We start from the raw sequence: 20,523 nt of genomic DNA on the forward strand, positions 1-20,523 counted from the left end.
AGACGAGTTGATGCTCTAGGGGCGGTCAAGCTGTGGATAACGATTCGGTGCTGTGTTGCTAGTATACTTTATTTTGAATATACAAGGGGCGGATTGCATCCGCCCTTTAAGAAAAATAACTTTCTCATCAGTCTGAAAGCGACTCTATCGCCCTTTCCGTCCGTTAAAACTTCGTGATTTCCTTCACAAAACTTCATTTGTCATGATTTAGATCATCGCCTTTGCATTCCACTTAATAGGTAGTAATGTTAAAATTTTCTTGTTATCTATTATCAAAAAAAGGAAATTACTATGACATTTCGTATCGAAAAAGACACTATGGGTGAAGTTCAAGTTCCGGCGGATAAATATTGGGCGGCGCAAACCGAGCGTTCACGCAACAATTTCAAAATCGGTCCTGCCGCTTCAATGCCGCATGAAATTATCGAAGCCTTTGGTTATCTGAAAAAAGCTGCAGCGTTCGCCAACACCGATCTGGGCGTGCTGCCGGTGGAAAAACGCGATTTAATCGCCCAAGCCTGCGATGAAATTCTGGCAAATAAACTGGACGATCAATTCCCACTGGTGATCTGGCAAACCGGCTCAGGCACTCAATCGAATATGAATGTCAATGAGGTAGTGTCCAATCGGGCGCATGTGTTAAACGGCGGCAAATTGGGCGAGAAAAGCATTATTCACCCGAATGATGATGTGAATAAATCCCAATCCTCCAACGATACCTACCCTACTGCCATGCACATCGCGGCTTACAAAAAAGTGGTGGCAACCACGATTCCGTGTGTTGAACGGTTGCAAAAAACCTTCGCCGACAAAGCTGCTGCCTTTAAAGATGTGGTCAAAATCGGGCGTACTCACTTGATGGATGCTACCCCATTGACACTGGGACAAGAGTTCTCCGCTTATGCGGCACAGTTGGATTTCGGCTTGAAAGCGCTGAAAAACACGCTACCGCACTTGGCGGAATTGGCGCTGGGCGGCACAGCGGTCGGTACCGGTTTGAACACGCCTAAAGGCTACGATGTCAAAGTGGCAGAATATATTGCCAAATTTACCGGTTTGCCGTTCGTCACCGCTGAGAACAAATTTGAAGCGCTGGCAGCCCATGATGCGATTGTGGAAACCCACGGTGCCTTAAAACAGCTGGCAGTTTCGCTCTACAAAATTGCCAACGACATTCGTTTATTGGCATCAGGTCCGCGTTCCGGCATCGGCGAAATTTTGATTCCTGAAAATGAGCCTGGTTCTTCGATTATGCCGGGCAAAGTCAACCCGACCCAATGTGAAGCGTTGACCATGGTGTGCGCACAAGTGCTGGGCAATGACACCACCATCTCTTTCGCCGGCACGCAAGGCCATTTCCAACTGAACGTGTTTAAGCCGGTGATGGCGGCGAACTTCCTGCAATCTGCCCAACTGCTGGCTGATGCTTGCGTCTCGTTTGATGAACACTGCGCCGTCGGTATTGAACCGAACCATCCACGAATTCAAATGCAGTTACAAAATTCGTTGATGTTGGTGACCGCACTTAACACGCATATCGGCTATGAAAATGCGGCGAAAATTGCTAAAACTGCCCATAAAAACGGCACAACCTTGAAAGAAGAAGCGATCAATCTGGGGTTAGTGACCGCTGAGCAATTTGATCAATGGGTGCGCCCTGAAGATATGGTCGGCAGTTTGAAATAGTCGTAACGAAAACCAAGCAAACGGGATCAAATGATCTCGTTATAGGCTACTGACAAAGGTTAAAATACACGATTCATAGTGTAAAAGTAGGGGCCGATTATATATCGGTCCAAACCGCACTTTGCATTTTTCCTTTATTGATTAAGTGTTTATATCGCACTTCGTAAACGGGCGGATATATAATCTTCCCCTACTTTGCCTCATGAATTACTTCGTCAGTAATCTGAAACCGGATCAAATGATCCCGTTATTTGTTATTCACCTTTTGCTGCTAATTCTGTTTCTGCTCAATCCTGTTTCTGCTCAATAGCAGTTCTAATTATTTATGTTATAATCACACAAATTTTGTCATTTTAATTTTTCTTTCGGTTGTTATTTATGAAATTATTGAAAATTGTCGCCACTTCATTTGTTTTGCTGTTCGGCAATTCGGTATTTGCTAACTGGCTGCCGGTCGGAACGGTTGACTACACTTGGGGACCGTTTCATATCTATACCATCACGTTATACAGTGAAAACGGGCAATATCAACCTAACCAACGTCCGCTGATGCTGACGCTGAATTACGCCAAACCGGTGGAAGGCAAAAATTTTGCTATTACGCTAAAAAAAGAGCTGAGCAATATCGCACCGCAAATTCCGGCGGAAACCCAAGATTTGTGGGCTAAAAAATTAGAGCAAACCTTGCCGGACTTTCAACCAAAAGATTTATTAAATTACATTGCGCTAGACGATACCGGCTATTTTGTCTTGAATGATACGGTACTAGAACCTAAATTCGGCAGTGAATTTAACCAAGCTTTCTTAGACATTTGGCTCTCACCGCAAAGCAGTTTCAAACGGCTGCAAAGCAAATTATTGGGTGAAAATAAAACTGAACAGCCGAGCGACTACCCGACGCCACCGCGCCAATTGGAAACCGCTCCGGTAGAAAACGAAAGCAAAGATCCGCAACCTTTACCGCACACACCCGGACTGAACGGTAGCCAAAGTGCGGAAGCCAGTTGATTTGACACGCTTATAGATGGAGTACCTGTGATGACGTTATCCAAATCCTTTTGGGCACTAACTGTTAAATCCTTAGCACTATGCATATTTGGCGCGCAAGCTTACGCCGATCAAACCGCACCCACTCAAAATAGTGTGCCGGCACCAGCGCCAATTACGTCAACAGAAAACACGACGATACCACCAGTTGTCACAACCGAGCAAAATAATGAAAATCAATATGCCACTCAAATTAATGTAGAATTAATCATCTTCCAGCGGCTCTTTGAACAGGACAGTTTAAACCAAAAATTTCCTGAATTAACTTCTGCCATCCCACTCGAGGATGCTCTACTACCATCACCAGAGCTGCCGCAAGCCCGAACTTTAGCCCCAGATCAGATGCAACTCAATGAAATTTTTACAAAATTTCAGCAGCATGGCGCTTATATTCCTTTTTACCACCAGGCTTGGTCTCAGCCGTTGCTGCAACAGAGCGCCAGTTTTCCGCTTCGAATCCAATCTGATCTTTCCACGGTTCCAGCCATTGACGGGCGATTGTTAATTTGGCAAGGCGATAAAATTGAGCTCAACTTTAACCTAGCATTTAGTTATGATTCACTGAGCGGAAACGCTCAGCAAGCCTTTGCTAATCTAGCACAAAGTGCGGTTTCGACCGTGCCGGATATTGATGCGGTCAAGGATTCAGCCAAAGTCGAATCCCAACAAACCGCTCAACGACATACTATTCAGTATCAAAGCCAAAGCAGCTATACCGATAACCAAATGATGTATTTTGATCACCCTTTATTCGGGATTCTGGTATTGATCAACAGCGCTGACGGAAAACCGTTAAAAGGCGTTAATAGTGAAAATAACAATGAACTGCAATAACCGCAATAAGTGCGGTTAACATTCAGATCTAGCCCACTGTCGGATATTCAGCAATTGTCACCGGAAGATTGAGTAATTGTCCAAGTCTTTCAACTTGTACTTCAACCACTGTTCCCGGACGGGTATCAGAAATAATTTGTAGCAGATCAGTCGGTGAATTCACCGCTTTGCTGTTGAAGCGCACAATCAAATCCCCTTGCAAAATACCGGCTTGATATGCCGGACCGTTTGGCGCCACCGCTGTGACCAACACGCCACGTTGATTTAAGCCCAATTGATCTTCGTTATTGTAAAAAATCTGGCTTTCCACCCCGAAATAACCACGGATCACACGCCCATCTTGAATAATTTTTTTCAATACATCATTGACGATATTAATCGGAATCGCAAAACTCAGTCCTTCAGCAATTTCACTGCTGTCTTTGCCAATGCTTAACGTGTTAATTCCGATCAGCTCTCCGGCGGTATTAATCAATGCCCCCCCGGAATTGCCGCGATTGATTGAAGCGTCAGTTTGAATAAAGTTTTGACGCCCGATCTCCCCCAGTGCGCTACGTCCGGTGGCACTGATAATGCCCTGGCTGACGCTCTGTCCCAAGTTATACGGATTACCGATTGCCAAAACTACATCACCAACCGAGACCCGTCGCTGTTTATTTTGCGGAATCGTCGGCAGATTTTCCGCTTGAATCTTCAATACTGCCAAATCCGTTAAACTGTCAGACCCAACCAGCCCGGCTTGATAAATCTGCCCATTTTGCAACGCCACCACAATTTGATCGGCGTTACTAATCACATGACGATTGGTGAGAATGTAGCCGTCAGCACGCATAATCACACCAGAACCGAGATTATTGACCCGTACTTCATTATTGCTCAAACCATTATCACTCAAACCACGATCAAGACTGCTGGCTTGCAACGATTGATTATACACATTGACCACAGCCGGAGAGGCGATTCGCACCGCACTGGCATAGGAGACAACCTGCAAATCGTCATTTTGCCGCGAAAATAAATTGCTGTTACCTTGAAACAGGGGAAGAAGCGCTAAAACAACTGCAGCCGTACACAGCCCGATCAACGCCGATTGCAATAACTTTTTCAGCATTTTTCCTCCGTTAAGTGTTTGGGGCGATAGATCAGCTTAATATCTTCGCCAATCACTTCATGGCAGATCAACTGCCACTGTGGTGCGTCAGCAAGATGGTGTAAATCCGGCATATGGCACAGTCCTCTGGCTTGATCGCCAAGCAGTTTCGGCGCAATATAAACAATCAATTCATCAACTAAACCCGCACTGATTAACGACCCGGCTAGATTGGAACCGGCTTCAATCCATAAAATATTAATTTGTCGCTGCGCTAATTCGTCCATTAAGGCCGAGAGCTGGTGCTGCTGTGGATCCAGATAAATCGCCTCAACAAAATCAGGAAATGCGCTGAGATCACGCGGTTTATGTTCCGCCCCGACCAGCCAGACCGCACTTTCTACGCCGAACAGCTTATGATAAGGACGAATCCGATGTTTTGAATCCATGATCACACGCACCGGCTGGCGAATTGTCGATTCAGGATAAACTTGCTGCACCGCTGGCGGCAATTGCTGCCAACGTACATTCAACAACGGATCGTCCACCAACACCGTGCCGCTCGCCGATAAAATCGCACCGGCACAAGCACGGTAATCCTGTACTTCGGCTCTGGCCTGTTCGCCGGTAATCCATTTGCTTTCGCCACTGGCTGTCGCTGTTTTGCCGTCAATCGTCATTGCCATTTTTAACTGCACAAACGGACGACCACAGCGCATTCGTTTCAAAAAGCCTTTATTCAACTCTTCCGCCTGCGATGCCAACAATCCAATGGCAACTTCAATTCCTGCCTGTTGCAGCAGTGCAATGCCTTTACCTGCCACCAACGGATTGGGATCGCGCATGGCAATCACCACTTTTTTGATGCCGTTTTCGATAATTTTCAAAGCACAAGGGGGGGTTTTTCCGAAGTGCGAGCAAGGCTCCAACGTGACATATAAGGTTGCCCCAACCGCACTTTCAGTGCAAGCGTTAAAAGCATTGACTTCTGCATGGCCTTCTCCGGCGCGTTGATGATAGCCTTCGCCAATCACGTTGCCGTCTTTTACGATCACACAACCGACCATAGGATTAGGCGCCGTGGTCCAACGTCCGCGCGCTGCCAGCGCCAAAGCCCGCTGCATAAACTGTTGATCTTCATTCGAAAAATAGACGGTCATCACATTTCCTTATTTTTGGTTTCATTGGTTAATTTTTCAATTTCATCGCCAAATTGCTTAATGTCGTCAAAGCTCAAATACACTGAAGCAAAACGGATATAAGCCACTTTATCCAGTTTTTTCAGTGCTTCCATCACCAAAGTACCAACCAACTTACTTGGCACTTCACGTTCACCACTGGCTTGCAGTTGGTGAATAATATGGGTGATCGCTTTTTCGACATCATCCGCACTGACCGGGCGTTTTTCCAGTGCCCGCATCATGCCGGAACGCAGTTTTTTCTCATCGAACGGCACACGGTTATCATTGCTTTTAATAATTTTCGGTGTCACCAATTCAGCCGTTTCAAAGGTGGTGAAGCGCTCACGGCACTGCAAACACTCACGGCGACGACGCACTTGGTACCCATCCGCCACCAAACGAGAATCGATCACCTTGGTATCCAAGGCGGAACAAAAAGGACAATGCATAAAAACTCCTTTTATTTTTGATTAATTAGGGTCTATTGTGCCATGCGTACAATACACTGCTTCGGCATAGCTTTACACCACCAGACAAAACCCAAATCGGCACATACTCAACAAATGTTAACATAATTTTTCCTCTTATTCTCAGTATAGGGGCTATTGGTGCTTGTTTATATTTTGAGCGCTCACCGATTTTGCTTTTTTATAACCGCTGCGTTTGCTGTTCAGTGGCGCCGAGACCTGGCGCAACAACCGCAAAGATTGGAAATCGTACTGATTCAACATCTGCGGCAAAGTGACAAGCAGCTGCTGCATAAACTGCTGATAACTTGCCTGCTTACGACTGATGCCATCGAGCTGCGATTCCCAGTGCGCCGTCATATCGGGCAACGTTGCACTTTCTGGCAGGGCTTGGATTAAAATCCGCCCGGCTTCGGTGCTGGTGATACTGCGCCCTTTTTTGATGATAAACCCACGTTTGAACAACAGCTCGATAATCCCGGCGCGGGTGGCTTCCGTGCCTAAGCCGTCGGTTTCACGCAAAATTTTCTTCAACTCTTTATCTTGTACAAAACGTGCAATACCCGTCATCGCCGATAATAACGTCGCATCATTAAACGGCTTCGGTGGCTGGGTCTTTTTGCTGACAATTTCGCCTTTTTCACACCAGAGTTGCTGCCCTTTTTTCACTTTCGGTAAGGCAGCTTGCTGATTTTCATCTTGGTCTTCTTTACCAAGCAGCTGCTTCCAGCCGGCAGTTTGCAAACCTCGTGCCTGCGCCAAAAACTGTCCGCCGGCAATTTCCAAACCAATCTTGGTTTTACGGTATTCTGCATCAGGACAAAACTGAAATAAATATTGGCGGGCAATTAAATCATAAACCTGTTGTTCATTGAGCGACAGTCGGATTTGTCTACAATTCGCTGTCGGAATAATCGCATGGTGCGCTTCAACTTTTTTATCATTCCAACAACGGTTTTTTTGTGTTAAATCCACAATCTCCGGCAATGTTTGATAAAGCTGGCTATGTTGCGAAATCGCCATGCCAACCGCACTTCGATCAGCAAAATGCTCTTCCGGCAGATAACGGCAGTCGGAACGGGGATAAGTGATCAATTTATGCACTTCATACAGTCGTTGGCAAGTATCCAGCACCTGTTGTGCCGAGAGTCCATAACGCTTACCCGCATCAATTTGCAAGGCCGAAAGCGAATATGGCAGAGGGGCAGTCTCTTTTTCTTGGCTGTCACTATACTGCGTGACGATTGCCGGCTGGCCACTGATCCGCTTTGCCACATTTTCTGCCAGTGCTTGTGACAACACACGCCCATTTTCATCTTGATAATCCTCACAGGCTTTGCTCGGCTGCCAAAGTGCGGTGAAGGTCTGCGGCGGTTGCTCATCAGTTTGCACATGCGCCAACACTTCGTAAAAATCTTTCGGCTGGAAATTTTCAATCTCCAGATCGTGCCGCACAATCAGCCCCAACACCGGCGTTTGCACTCGCCCGACCGACAGCACACCGTTATAACCGGCTTGTCTGCCACGAATGGTATAAGCACGGGTCATGTTAATGCCATAGAGCCAATCCGCTCTGGCACGTGCCAATGCCGATGTTGCCAGTGGAATAAAATCACGGTTGAACTGCAATTTTTGAATCGCTTTACTGACCGCACTTGGGTTGAGATCGCTGATTAAACAGCGTTGAATTTGGCTGCGTTTTTGCTCGTTCAATCCGGCATAATTAAACACTTCATCCACCAGCAATTGTCCTTCGCGATCAGGGTCGCCGGCATTAATCAATTGATCGGCTTGTTTAATCAGATTGAGCACCACCTTGAGCTGTTTGGCGGTGCTCTGTTTCGGATTCAGTTGCCACTGCTGGGGAATAATCGGCAGATGCTCTAAACGCCACTGTTTGAAATTCGGATCGTAAGCCTCCGGCTCTGCTTGTTCGAGCAAGTGCCCGATACACCAAGTGACATAATCCTGCTCACCACACTGGATAAAACCATCGCCTTTGCGATGTGGCTGCGGCAATACATCGGCAATGGCTCGCCCAAGACTTGGTTTTTCAGCTATAAACAGTCGCATAACGGTCACATCGTTGATTAAACAAAATTATTAAAAAAAGTGCGGTAAAACGCAAATTTTACCGCACTTTTTTGTACACTCACAATATTATTTAGCCTGTTCGTTAGATTTATACAATCGGTTTTTATAACTATAACTGGCCCAAAGCGCATAGGCCAATGCGGTTTGCTTCAACTCCGGATCGACTTCTGTCGGCACCAGCGTTTGACTGGCCTTATCATAGCGAAAACCTTTAGCTTCGCTATTCGGCTGCAAAATCGCCACCTGATCTCCCTGCATATACGCCATCGCTTTATCAAACTGCATCAAAGCACGGTTCGGATTATCCTCTTGCATCAAATCATAACCCAGCATCGGATACTCACCGCTGACGCCTGCTAAAGAGAGCAAAGTGGTCGGCAGATCGATTTGACTGGTCAAGCGTGGATCACGTCGTGCTTGAATCCCTTCGCCCAAAATCAGCGCCGGAATATGAAAATGCTGAATCGGCACTAATGAGGCACCGGAGACGCGGGAATCATGATCCGCCACCACTAAAAAGATGGTATCTTGCCAATAATCCGATTTTTTCGCCATCTCAAAAAAATAGCCTAAGGCAAAATCAGCATATTTAGCGGCGTTATTGCGAGTTTGTTTCGGTTGTTCATAGAGTTCAATTTTATTATCCGGAAATTCAAACGGATCATGGTTGCTGGAGGTAAACACCAGGCTAAAAAACGGCTGACCGCTGTTTTGCCATTCACTAAACTTCTCATTAGCCTTATCAAACAGATCTTCATCGCTCATGCCCCAAGTGGCAACAAATTTCGGATTTTTGTAATCACTCTGATCAATAATGGTCTGAAAGCCATTGCCATAGAAAAAACTCGCCATATTATCGAAATGTTTTTCGCCACCGTAAATAAACGAGGTGTGATACCCCTGTTGTTTCAGCAATTCGGCAATACTGAAAAAGCCGTTCTGACTACCGGACAATTTGACCACCGCTCTTGCCGGTGTCGGGGTGAAACCGGTCGTCACCGCTTCAATGCCACGCACCGAGCGAGTGCCTGTGGCATACAGATTTTCAAATAACCAACCTTGTTGTGCCAGTTGGTCAAAGTGCGGAGACAAAGGTTTTCCACCTAAACTGCCAATAAACTGTGCGCCCAAGCTCTCCTCTAAAATAATCACAATATTTTTCGGTTTGCCCTGATAACTGGCTTGATTATAAGTCAGGGTCGGGATGTCATGACTAATATAGTCACTATCAGCGCGTCCACGTGCGGCTTTGATGGTTTTCAATACCTCATCAAACGGCATTTTACCGTAAATTTCCGAGGATTTATCTTCATCTTTCATCTGTTGTGCGGCATACAATAAGGAATAACCGGAGTTCAACACCAACGAGTTGACCAACGGATCAGACGAAAACGCCACCATTGCCGGGTTAATGCCACGGTGCTGCAAACTGGAGCGCGCACCGATAAATGCGACGGCAATCACCAGCAGCGCAATAAAAGGGCGGTAGCGCCAGCGAAACGGGGTTAATCCCTCAGTCACTTTTTTTGCTAAACGCCAATAAATCCAAGTCACCAATGCGGTCACCAGCGGTACGGCAATCAAGGCAAACAAATGCCCGTTCGCCAGCATGGTAAACACCTCTTTCGGGTTGACTAAATATTCGATAAATAAACGATTTGGACGGAAGTCATAGGTTTCAATAAATTCCGGCGTTGCCAATTCCATAAACAGAATAAACACACTGCCCGCTGTTAAAACGACTCGTAACAACCACAGATAAGCTCGCCCTACCCCATTTTCAGAAACCAGCAACACGCTGAGCAGTGCAAAAATCCCGAACAGCCAGCACAGCGCAACAATATCGATCCGCACACCTTGAATCAACAATTCTGCCCAGCCATCAACGGCACTGACCCGTTCACGTTGCCAAACGGCTAAGCCTAGCCGACTTAGCGAGAGTAAGATAAGATTGATAAAGGTAAAACAAAGAACCGGATATAGCGATCCGAGGTATTTTTTTAAATTTAACATTATTCAGCCTGTTATAGTTAACGATGTGTTGTGATTAGAGTTTACGAAAACAAAAAAGTTCTTGTTTTTTAGTCACTGGCTTTTCTGACCCGAACCGCACTTTTGCCTTCGGCAATGCCTTGCAGATAACGCCATGGTAAGTTACCCTCAATTTTACCGTTTTTCACCACCGTTTGGTAATGACAAATGGTAGTGCGTGCACGATAATTAAAACTCCCGTCCAAATTAATGAAGGGATCAATTTCACTTTCCAACGTCCAAACAACAGTGGTGTTATCGGGAAAATTCACCGGTGCACTAAAATGCGGACAGCCTTCATTATAACCGATGGTTAATTTATTCAACCCATGTGGATTGGGGCTGGGTAAATCCGCTGCCCCCATAAAACCAAATAACGAGTCATGCTGCAATATATGATCACGTGCAACCGGCCAAATATAACTTCTCAAAAAATATTGATCAGCAAAGCGTGAATCCATTTTTTCTTTTTTCATATAGTCCTGAATCAGCATCAACATCGACGGTAAAACGCCAGCAACTGCCCCCCATAAACCAGCCAACATCAATTCGGTATGCGAACCACTGTCACGGATCATATGAAATGCTTTGTCACTGTTTTGCCACACCTTAACGGCTTCCGCTTCTCGCTGTGAAATCACCGAATCCGCATCACGGAAAATCACCCGCTCGACGTCATCATCGTCTAATGCCAAGAAACGCCACATCGTAGCCGGTAGTTTTTTCTGTTCCGTGCTGACATACACAATTTCAACCGCATCATAATGGGTCAAACGCTGTACCACCGCTTGCGGTACGCTATCATCAATATAAAAACGGCAGATCCAATCCGGGTAAATTCTCGCTCGCAACTCGGCATTCATCACCGCCGGTTCACAATAAATTGGCGAACCACCATATAACGAAAATGCGATGATCTTTTTATGACCGCACTTTTGCCCGTGCGGCAATCTATTCAACTCAAATTTTTTATCACAAAAACGTCTGTCACGGATTTCCAATGCGGTTCTACCGTAAATCTTCACCAAATCAAACTTGCCAAGTTCACTACACGCGTGCGACAGCGCATCATAGGCATTTAAATTTTGACTATCCAGCCTCAGCGCTTGTCCTGCCGCATCAATTGCCTTTTGCCAATCCGCCAACTTGATATAACAACTGGATAAATTGCTCCACTTTCCTGCCGACGGTGCAAGACCGAGCAGTTGCTGTTGCAGTGTGATGGCAAGTGCATACTGCCCTTTTGCATAAGCTGTGAAAAACTTCTGCTCTAATTCACGCAACAACCGTTGCTGTTTATTCTGTTTTGCGCTTTGAAAACGGATGGTTTTTTTCATGATTTACTCCAACTTCTGCAAGAATGCTCTGCCGCCCAACGCATTCATCTGTTGCATAATCCATTGTTGTTTACGCAACACTGCACCAGACGGTTTGTCGACTCGATATAAAATCGGATTCGGCAGCACTGCCGCCAACAATGCTGCTTCATTGGCATTCAAACGTGCCGCTGATTTGTTGAAATAGTGTTGCGCCGCCGCTTCAACGCCAAAAATCCCGTCGCCAAATTCGGCGATATTCAGATAGACCTGCAAAATCCGCCGTTTATCCCATAGCAGCTCCAACATCAAAGTGGTCGGCACTTCAATCCCTTTGCGTAGCCAGCTCTGTCCGTGCCATAAATACAGGTTTTTGGCGGTCTGCTGTGAAATGGTTGAAGCGCCACGGGTACGATTCGAGCGGGCATTATGATCCAATGCCGATTGAATTGCTGCAAAATCCAAACCGAAATGTTGATCAAAACGCTGATCTTCCGCGGCAATCACCGCCAGCTGCATCTGCCAACTGATGTTATCCAGCGCCACCCAATCATAATGCAATTCATAACTGAAATCGGCACTGAACCAATGCCCCAGTTTTTGTTGCAGCATATAGGCGGAAAACGGAATTGGCACAACACGGAAAAGTGCGGTCAGCAACACCACCACGGCTAGTCCGCGTCCAAGCCATTTGCATAAAAAACGGGCACGTTTGCGTAACCAACCGCACTTTCTGCCTGAGAAAAATGTTTTAGTGCGAAAATATTTTGCCATCAATGCCTGAGTAACCACTGCAAAAACTCATCCGGCATGGTTTTCAGCATATTCGAACCGCGCGTGATGGTGGCGGCACTGGTATTTAATTTCTGCTGAATGTCCCGTTGTGACAGATTCTTGCTCAACAGTTCATGAATAATATTGACCCGCAGCCCAAAAGCATCACGCTCGTCAGCAGTCAATAACAGGGTCAGCAACTGCTCCTCCCTGCCATCAGCAAAAGCCTGACGCAGCAATTCAATAAACTCACTCCACTGCTGTTGTTTACTTGTTGAAGCAGTATTCGACTGATTTTTTTGCATATTTTTTAGCATAGACACACTCTTTCTGCTGTTTGTACTGTCACACTAGTATAATCGATCGGCTTCTGTTTTGGCGAATTTTATTCGTTTATTGCCGGCGAGCATTTGATAATAATAATCAAAGGTCAACACATTCTGTACATAACCACGCGTTTCGTAAAACGGAATCGTGGCAATAAACTCTGCCATGCTCAAGCGCCCGCCGGCACGATTTAGCCAACGATCGATCCGACTGCTGCCGGCATTATAAGCCGCAGCAATAAAAATACGGTTGTTGCCAAAGCGATCTGCCAGCTCTTGCAAATGCTGCGTACCCAACATGATGTTATCGAATGTATCAAACAGTTGCCGTTCATTATTATATGGCAAACCAAACTTATCCGCCGTCGCTTTTGCGGTACTCGGCAACAACTGCATTAAGCCACGTGCATTGGCATGAGATTGTGCATTCGGATCCCAAGCGCTCTCTTGGCGCGCGATCGCCAGTGCAAAACTCGGGCTGATAGATTTGCCTTCCAAATTCAATTCAAACCATAACGGATAGGCAAACGGTAGCCGTTGCGTCAAATAGTCCCAGGCTTTGGCTTGAATGGTCGCCTGCACGCCGAATTCATACCATTGCTCGCGATTGGCATACTCCGCCAACGCAATTTGTGTCATTTTTTGCTGCTGCGCCAATAACCGCCACCAACTTTGTTTGGCTTGAGAATATTGCCCCACAGCAATCCACTCCTCAATGCGCTCCAACTCTGCCGCCAATGGTTGCAACCCCATTTCAGCTTGCGCTTGATCCAGCAAGGCAAAGTGCGGTTGGTAATCTAGATTCAATTGCTCAGCCGCTAGCATCGGGTAAAAACCACGCTCTTGCGCCAGTTGCTGCCACTGTTGCCGAGCCTGGGTTTTGCGATCTTTTTTATCATCATCAAATGCTTGCCAAAAACGCCACTCTTGTTGCGATCTTGCCTGGTTTGACAACAAATTCAGCCAGCTGGATAAATCCTGCTGCGTCAAAATCGCCAAGCGAATTCGGCGCTCGGTCAAGTTGTCTTGCTTTAATTGCTGCAACTGCTGATCACGCCAGCGCTGAAGCTGCGGATTGTCGGAGTCAAACAGTTTGCTGATCAAGGCACTGCGCCAAGCAATAGTTTGTTCAGCGTTTAAACCGAAGCGCTGACTCCATTCGGTATATGGTGCAAACGGATCGGCAGCGGATATTTCACTTTCGTTCAGTTGATTGACATAGCGTGGGAAAGTTTGCTGAATAATCTCGGCATTGGTGGCATCAACAGCCGCCGTTTGTACAAACAAAGTTAATGCTTGTGGATTTGCGCGCAACTCGACTAAATTCTCTAGCCAAGCGGTCAAAACTACATCATCACTTTGGTTACGCAGATGCCGCAAAACCCCATCACTGCCCTGGGCAAATGCCAACAATGCCCGCTGGCGAACCAACTCATCGGTTTGTTGCCCTGCCGCTTGCCACAAACTGAAAAGATCATCACACGCCGCCGGCAGCGAAGCGCCATTTAACCATATTTCACTAACCGGCTGCCAGTCCATTGCCGAAAGTGCGGTTTGCGGTGCTTGTCCTTGACCGGTTTCCACTTGACGGGCTTGTGCGGCAAAATAGATACAGCGTGATATTCGATCCTGCGGCGGTGTCGCACTGAATTGCAAAATGCCCTGCCAATCCTGCCGCTGTTGTAAGGTTTGGTACCAAGTGCGGTCTAGATTTTTTTCCGCCGCCAATGTGGGATATTGTTGTGCAAATTGCGTGATTTTTTGTGCGGAAAGCTGTGATGTATCACGAATTAAGCGTTGATATTGCAAATCAGGCAGCAGTGGATAGCCTTCCAAACGAGCAATCAGTCTGTCTACCACAGCAAATTGATTGTTTGCCGCAGATAACGGTAGCAGCGCTTCAGCTTTTTGGTAAATCTCACGTTGTTGCTCCCTCGTTAAGGGCGTCGATGGTTCGGCTAAAACCGGTGCCTGTAGCAACATCCCGCCAAACAAGCCGCAAATTATCCCGATGTTCCGCTTCATACTTTCTCCGATAATGACAATAAAAAACACCTTGCAGATTTCGGCATATGCCAAAACAATACAAGGTGTTAGACTGCCACAGACATTAAAAATTCGCTAAGTTCAACTTATTAGCACAAAAAACTATTTTGCCAAACACTGTGAAAAACTGTCTGCCAGCGATTGCAAATAGTCGCTATAAGCGGTTTTACTTAATGCGATTTTTTCGCCCATCGGGTCGATTACGCCCAATTTTATCCCTGTCTTTTTATGCAGTGTTTCCAACAAACGCGGGGTAAATTGTGGCTCAGCAAACAGACATTGTGCTTTGTGAGCCTCAATATCCGCTTTGATTTCATTCAGTTTTTTCGCGCCCGGCGCTACTGTCGGGTTGATGGTAAACGAACCTAAACGGTTTAAGCCGTATTGGCGTTCAAAATAGCCGTACGCATCATGGAAAACATAGTAACCCTTGCTTTTAATCGGATCCAACTGTTTTTTCAACTGCTGCTGTTTTGTGCTGATTCCTTGTTTGAATTCTGCTAAATTTTGTTGGATCAAATCGGTTTTCGCCGGGTAATTTTGGCTTAAACGAGCTGCGATTTGTTCAGCAATTTTTTCACTGATATCACTGGAAAACCAAACATGCCAATCGGTTTGTAGTCCACCATGCTCGTGAGCGTGCCCATCTGCGTGGTCATGGTCATGGTCGTGTTCATCCTGCTGCCCCGGCGGGCCATCATGATCATGGGCGTGATCATGGTCATGACCGTGATGGTCGTGTCCATGATCATCGCCATCCGCATGTACATGCAGCGCTTCACCCAACAGCTGTTGAATACCGTCCATTTTCTCAATTTGCAGCACTTTCTTAGGCTCTAAACGACTGATGCTTTTACTGAGAAATGTTTCCAGATCCTGCCCGACCCAAACCACCAGTTCGGCTTGTTGCAGCCGCTGCAAATCTGACGGGCGCATATTATAGTCGTGCGGTGAAGCCCCTGTCGGCAGCAATACCGAGGTTGGGGTGACACCGTCTGCCACCGCAGCGGCAATAAATCCGAGCGGTTTAACCGTTGTAACAATCTCTGCCTGGGCAGTGTAGGCAATAGTTGTGAGGAGCACGCCTGCCAATGATTTATTTATTATTTTCATGCTTTTTCCTTGTTAAGATGAGGGATTATCCCTATTAATTGGCTGGTTGGCTTAGCAGCTTTTCCAGCACTCTGGCAACGGCAAAAAAACCAAAAGTCGCCGTCACCATGGTTGCCGCACCGAATCCGTTGGCACAATTCATACTCGCGGACAGTTGGCAATCACCTTCCATTTTCGGGAAGATAAGTGGTTGGGTCGAAAAAACGGTATCGACCCCAAATTTTCGTTTTGGATTCTGACTAAAATTGTACTGTTTGCGCAGTAACGACCGCACTTTTGCCGCCAACGGGTCTTGAATGGTACGGCTTAAATCGGCGATCTGAATTTGGGTCGGATCGGTTTGCCCGCCGGCCCCCCCGGTGGTGATCACCCGAATTTTATTGCGTTTGCAATAGGCGATCAGCGCTGCTTTGACTTTGACACTGTCAATCGCATCAATTACATAATCGAAATCAGTGCGAATGTAATCAGCCATATTATCCAGTGATAAAAAATCATCGATCACCGTCACTTGGCATTGCGGGTTAATTTGCTCAATCCGCTGTTGCATAACCTCAGTTTTCAATTGTCCGATATTATCGCTCAGCGCAGGCAACTGGCGGTTTACATTGGTGACACAAATATCGTCCATATCGATCAAGGTAATCTTACCGATACCACTACGCGCCAACGCTTCCACCGCCCATGAACCAACGCCACCGATGCCCACCACACAAACATGTGCTGCCGCCAATACCGACAACGCTTGTGGTCCGTACAATCTCTCGATACCGCCAAAACGGCGCTGGTAGTTATCCATTCGTTCCATATTTTATTTTTTATTTCAACAACCAAACACGCCCGTAGTGCTTCATCAAGCCGGCTCGATGTCCGGCATCGTCACCGATACCTTGATAGAGATCGAAATGCTGCCCTTTAACCGCACCACCCACATCTAACGCCACCATCAGGCGCAATTGGTGTTGCCCAGTCCAGTTACCTTTATTGTCGATCAACGGTTCTTCCACCAGTAACACGCTGCCGGATGGGATCACACTGCGATCGGACGCCAAAGAAGCCAAGGGTACTAACGGAATGCCTGCCGATCCCCGCACTTTGCCGTTGGGATCATTTTTAAAGAAGACATAAGACGGATTCTGCTCCAACAACCCCTGCAAACGTGACGGATTGCGGTTCGCCCAGTCACGAATTGCTTGAATCGACATTTTCTCTTTTTCAATTTCGCCCTGTTCAACCAACAAACGCCCGATCGCCTGGTATTTAAAACCGTTTTGTCCGGCGTAAGCGAAATAGTTCAGCGTACCGTTGCCAAAATCCACATAGCCACTGCCCTGCACACCGAGTAAGAAGTTGTCCAACATCGAATCACTGTATGCCAGCTCCATTCCTTTACCGTTTAACGCACCGGCATAAATTTGCGCACGGCTATACCGCTTATCTGTCGGCAAGGCATGAATCGGATGCTGATATTTGCCTTGCGGGGTTCTGCGCGCATGGATAACCGGTGAAAAATAACCGGTCATCAGTACATTTTGATAACCATCTTCCCCACGCATCTGCTGCAAATTAACACCATATTGGTTAAGCTGTTCGACATTTGCCCCTGCTAATACCCAACCGACCACTTTATTGTAAGTCGAGGCATAGTTGTTTGCCATGCGTGGCGAGGTGTTTTCAATAATTGACAGTTGGGTTAAAAAATCCCCTTGATTGACCACGCTACCGCTGTTGGCAACAGCTGAAACCGGCACCAGATTTTGTGCCGGGCTAATATAACTACGACCTTGATACACCGCGCCCATTTTTTGATGCAAGCTGCGTTCATCCTGCTGAATATTGCTTGGCGTAGAGCCACATGCGGATAAAAATAAAATTGCCGAAGCAATCAACCCGAATTGAATCTTAGATTTGATCATGGATCCTGCTCTTCCTGTATATGATGACTAAAATTTGGCTAAATTTAACTAAAGAGCAGTACATTAACAAAAAAGGGGGGGAAAATATAGAGGCGATCCCCCCTCTTTCTAGCGACCTTTCGTTATAATGGGCAATAAGCTGACAGATAATACGCAATTTGATGTTTATTTCGACACTTAAAAAAATTTCTGAAAAAGTCACTTGTATTATACTGAAAAAAGCGTATATTACGCCTCCTACAGACGCGGGGTGGAGCAGCTTGGTAGCTCGTCGGGCTCATAACCCGAAGGTCGTTGGTTCAAATCCAGCCCCCGCAACCAGATTTAAAAAAAGCATCTCATCACGAGATGCTTTTTTGCGTTTGAAGGCTATACAATTTGCATGGTTATTTGATTAAACCTCAGGACGATTGCTGCAAATAAACTCGCCTTGTTCCCCTTGCCATTCAATTTCGGCAATCGTACCGGTACTGAAGCCAACCTGCTGCGGCGATTCGCAAAGTGCGGTCACCAAGTCTTCCACAAACGGCAAATGGGAAACAATCAACACATTTTTTACCCCATCGCGACATAAATTGGATAGATAATCTACCGCCATGGTGCTGTTGCCATAAGGCGTCACCGCCTCCCAGGTTTCAATTTCCGACGGCATATTGGTTGCCGTGCTTGCCGCCAAATGCTCATAGGTTTGCAAAGCACGGTTATACGGACTGACAATCACCCGATCAATATGGTTAGCGGCTTCAGTCAGCCATTCTCCCTGTTCTCTTGCTTGCTGTATCCCATGAGCGGTCAAATTTCTGTCCGCATCGATTTTTGCCATGGTTTCGGCTTCGCCGTGGCGCATAATAAAAATTCGCATATAACCCCCTTCGTATTTTAATAAATCGTTTTAATCAAATTTTATGCTACTAAGATAACGGTTTGTAATGACAAACAAAACAAAAATTTCCAGTTTGTGATCTCGATCTAAATTTAATTTGAGCGTATAATAACGCCAATTTTATCACTGATAGCAAGCTTTCTATCAAAAACACGTAATATTTAATCAACAACTAATACTTTAGAGGTATGTTCATGTCTAGAAGACTGAGAAGAACGAAAATTGTTTGTACTATGGGCCCATCAACCGACCGTGATAACAACCTGGAAAAAATTATAGCGGCTGGTGCCAATGTCGTTCGTATGAACTTTTCTCATGGTACTCCGGATGATCATATCGGCCGTGCCAACCGCGTGCGTGAAATTGCAAAAAAATTAGGCAAACAAGTCGCAATCTTAGGTGACCTGCAAGGGCCTAAAATTCGCGTTTCTACATTTAAAGACGGCAAAATTTTGTTAAATATCGGTGACAAATTCGTTCTGGACGCCGATTTACCGAAAGGTGAAGGCAATCAAAACGGTGTAGGTCTAGACTATAAAGAATTACCAAAAGATGTCGTGCCTGGCGATATTCTGTTATTAGACGACGGTCGTGTGCAATTGAAAGTGTTGTCTACCGAAGGCAACAAAGTGTTCACCGAAGTCACTGTCGGTGGCCCGTTGTCAAACAACAAAGGGATCAACAAACTAGGTGGTGGTTTATCCGCTGACGCTTTAACACCGAAAGACAAAGCCGATATTATCACGGCAGCAAAAATTGGTGTAGATTATTTGGCGGTTTCTTTCCCACGCAACGGTGCAGATCTGCATTATGCGCGTCAATTGGCAACTGAAGCCGGCTTAAACGCTAAAATCGTTGCGAAAGTTGAGCGTGCCGAAGCCGTTGCCAGCGATGAAGCAATGGACGATGTGATCCTTGCATCCGATGTGATCATGGTTGCTCGTGGTGACCTAGGGGTTGAAATCGGCGATCCTGAATTGGTCGGCGTACAGAAAAAATTGATCCGCCGTTCACGCCGATTAAACCGTGTGGTGATCACCGCTACTCAAATGATGGAATCGATGATCAGCAATCCAATGCCGACACGTGCCGAAGTGATGGACGTAGCGAATGCGGTGCTGGACGGAACTGACGCAGTAATGTTGTCTGCCGAAACCGCAGCCGGTCAATACCCTGCTGAAACCGTTTCCTCAATGGCAAAAGTGTGCCTGGGCGCAGAAAAAATGCCAAGCATCAATGTTTCCCGCCACCGTATGGACGCCGTATTCAATAATGTGGAAGAATCAGTTGCCATGTCAGCAATGTATGCAGCCAACCATCTGCAAGGTGTCAGCGCTATCATTGCGATGACCAGCTCCGGTCGTACCGCACTTTTAATGTCGCGTGTCAGCTCCGGCTTGCCAATCTTTGCGCTGTCTCGCAACCAAAAAGCATTGAATCTGGCAGCATTATACCGTGGCGTCACCCCGGTTTATTGCGAAGAAGCCAGCCGTACTGTTGAAGGGGCAAAAAATGCAATTGAGTTGCTGAAAGACAAAGGCTATTTAGTTTCCGGTGATTTGGTGTTGTTGACCCAAGGTGATGAACTTGCCGAAGGTGGCACTAACACTTGCCGTACTTTAGTGGTTGAATAATCGCAAAATAATCAAATTACAATTTTGATGATACTGACAAAACCTCTCGCCTAACACGAGAGGTTTTTTGTTTACTAAACCTTTA

General features: G+C 46.3%; 17 protein-coding genes and 1 tRNA gene. 5 read left to right on the top strand and 13 right to left on the bottom strand.

Going from position 1 to position 20,523, the window contains the following annotated elements; all coding sequences use genetic code 11:
- Positions 1–291: 291 nt before the first annotated feature.
- The 3 genes from fumC to EDC16_RS04885 all read left to right on the top strand — a co-directional run bounded on the left by fumC (position 292) and on the right by EDC16_RS04885 (position 3,567).
- Positions 292–1,686 carry a class II fumarate hydratase gene (fumC, locus tag EDC16_RS04875; protein WP_132965999.1) on the top strand — a complete coding sequence of 465 codons (1,395 nt, stop codon included), beginning with the start codon at positions 292–294 and terminating at the stop codon, positions 1,684–1,686.
- Between the two features lie 378 nt (positions 1,687–2,064).
- Positions 2,065–2,694: a chalcone isomerase family protein gene (locus EDC16_RS04880; RefSeq protein ID WP_132966001.1), complete on the top strand. Its 630-nt coding sequence runs from the start codon at positions 2,065–2,067 to the stop codon at positions 2,692–2,694.
- Between the two features lie 30 nt (positions 2,695–2,724).
- Entirely contained in the window at positions 2,725–3,567 is an 843-nt protein-coding gene (locus tag EDC16_RS04885; RefSeq protein WP_132966003.1) for a CsiV family protein, read from the top strand.
- A gap of 28 nt (positions 3,568–3,595) precedes the next feature.
- Here the strand turns inward: EDC16_RS04885 and degS are convergent, their stop codons facing one another.
- The 12 genes from degS to mltA form a co-directional block, all read right to left on the bottom strand.
- Positions 3,596–4,678 carry an outer membrane-stress sensor serine endopeptidase DegS gene (gene degS / locus EDC16_RS04890; RefSeq protein ID WP_132966005.1) on the bottom strand — a complete coding sequence of 361 codons (1,083 nt, stop codon included), beginning with the start codon at positions 4,676–4,678 and terminating at the stop codon, positions 3,596–3,598.
- Complete coding sequence (ribD, locus tag EDC16_RS04895; RefSeq protein ID WP_132966007.1) at positions 4,672–5,817, bottom strand: bifunctional diaminohydroxyphosphoribosylaminopyrimidine deaminase/5-amino-6-(5-phosphoribosylamino)uracil reductase RibD; 1,146 nt, start codon at positions 5,815–5,817, stop codon at positions 4,672–4,674. Before ribD ends, degS begins: the two co-directional genes overlap by 7 nt.
- Positions 5,817–6,287, bottom strand: a complete 471-nt coding sequence (gene nrdR / locus EDC16_RS04900; protein ID WP_132966009.1) for a transcriptional regulator NrdR — start codon at positions 6,285–6,287, stop codon at positions 5,817–5,819. Before nrdR ends, ribD begins: the two co-directional genes overlap by 1 nt.
- A 153-nt stretch (positions 6,288–6,440) precedes the next feature.
- Complete coding sequence (locus EDC16_RS04905; RefSeq protein ID WP_132966011.1) at positions 6,441–8,378, bottom strand: DNA topoisomerase III; 1,938 nt, start codon at positions 8,376–8,378, stop codon at positions 6,441–6,443.
- Positions 8,379–8,465: 87 nt separating this feature from the next.
- A complete protein-coding gene (locus tag EDC16_RS04910) occupies positions 8,466–10,412 on the bottom strand; it encodes an LTA synthase family protein (RefSeq protein WP_132966013.1) in 1,947 nt (648 codons plus the stop codon).
- Between the two features lie 68 nt (positions 10,413–10,480).
- The gene (locus EDC16_RS04915) at positions 10,481–11,767 is read right to left on the bottom strand and encodes a hypothetical protein (protein ID WP_132966015.1); all 1,287 of its coding nucleotides are present in this window, start codon (positions 11,765–11,767) and stop codon (positions 10,481–10,483) included.
- 3 nt (positions 11,768–11,770) lie between these two features.
- Complete coding sequence (mtgA, locus tag EDC16_RS04920; protein ID WP_132966017.1) at positions 11,771–12,520, bottom strand: monofunctional biosynthetic peptidoglycan transglycosylase; 750 nt, start codon at positions 12,518–12,520, stop codon at positions 11,771–11,773.
- Entirely contained in the window at positions 12,520–12,837 is a 318-nt protein-coding gene (trpR, locus tag EDC16_RS04925; protein WP_232517226.1) for a trp operon repressor, read from the bottom strand. The genes mtgA and trpR overlap by 1 nt, the downstream gene beginning before the upstream one ends.
- A 33-nt stretch (positions 12,838–12,870) precedes the next feature.
- Positions 12,871–14,871 (bottom strand): transglycosylase SLT domain-containing protein, encoded by a 2,001-nt coding sequence (locus EDC16_RS04930; RefSeq protein WP_132966018.1) that lies wholly within the window; start codon positions 14,869–14,871, stop codon positions 12,871–12,873.
- A 123-nt stretch (positions 14,872–14,994) separates the two neighbouring features.
- On the bottom strand, positions 14,995–15,999 hold the full coding sequence (gene znuA, locus EDC16_RS04935; RefSeq protein ID WP_416069079.1) for a zinc ABC transporter substrate-binding protein ZnuA: 1,005 nt from the start codon (positions 15,997–15,999) through the stop codon (positions 14,995–14,997).
- Between the two features lie 40 nt (positions 16,000–16,039).
- On the bottom strand, positions 16,040–16,813 hold the full coding sequence (tcdA, locus tag EDC16_RS04940; RefSeq protein ID WP_132966022.1) for a tRNA cyclic N6-threonylcarbamoyladenosine(37) synthase TcdA: 774 nt from the start codon (positions 16,811–16,813) through the stop codon (positions 16,040–16,042).
- A 10-nt stretch (positions 16,814–16,823) separates the two neighbouring features.
- Positions 16,824–17,921, bottom strand: a complete 1,098-nt coding sequence (gene mltA / locus EDC16_RS04945; protein WP_132966024.1) for a murein transglycosylase A — start codon at positions 17,919–17,921, stop codon at positions 16,824–16,826.
- A gap of 244 nt (positions 17,922–18,165) precedes the next feature.
- Between mltA and EDC16_RS04950 the strand changes: the two genes are divergently transcribed.
- Positions 18,166–18,242: transfer RNA gene (locus EDC16_RS04950), tRNA-Met, on the top strand.
- Positions 18,243–18,315: 73 nt separating this feature from the next.
- Here the strand turns inward: EDC16_RS04950 and sixA are convergent.
- Positions 18,316–18,783 (bottom strand): phosphohistidine phosphatase SixA, encoded by a 468-nt coding sequence (sixA, locus tag EDC16_RS04955; RefSeq protein WP_132966026.1) that lies wholly within the window; start codon positions 18,781–18,783, stop codon positions 18,316–18,318.
- 215 nt (positions 18,784–18,998) lie between these two features.
- Between sixA and pyk the strand changes: the two genes are divergently transcribed.
- Positions 18,999–20,438 (top strand): pyruvate kinase, encoded by a 1,440-nt coding sequence (gene pyk, locus EDC16_RS04960; RefSeq protein WP_132966028.1) that lies wholly within the window; start codon positions 18,999–19,001, stop codon positions 20,436–20,438.
- Positions 20,439–20,523 lie beyond the last annotated feature (85 nt).

Source organism: Testudinibacter aquarius (genome assembly GCF_004342725.1).
In the GTDB taxonomy this organism is placed as follows: Bacteria; Pseudomonadota; Gammaproteobacteria; order Enterobacterales; family Pasteurellaceae; genus Chelonobacter; species Chelonobacter aquarius.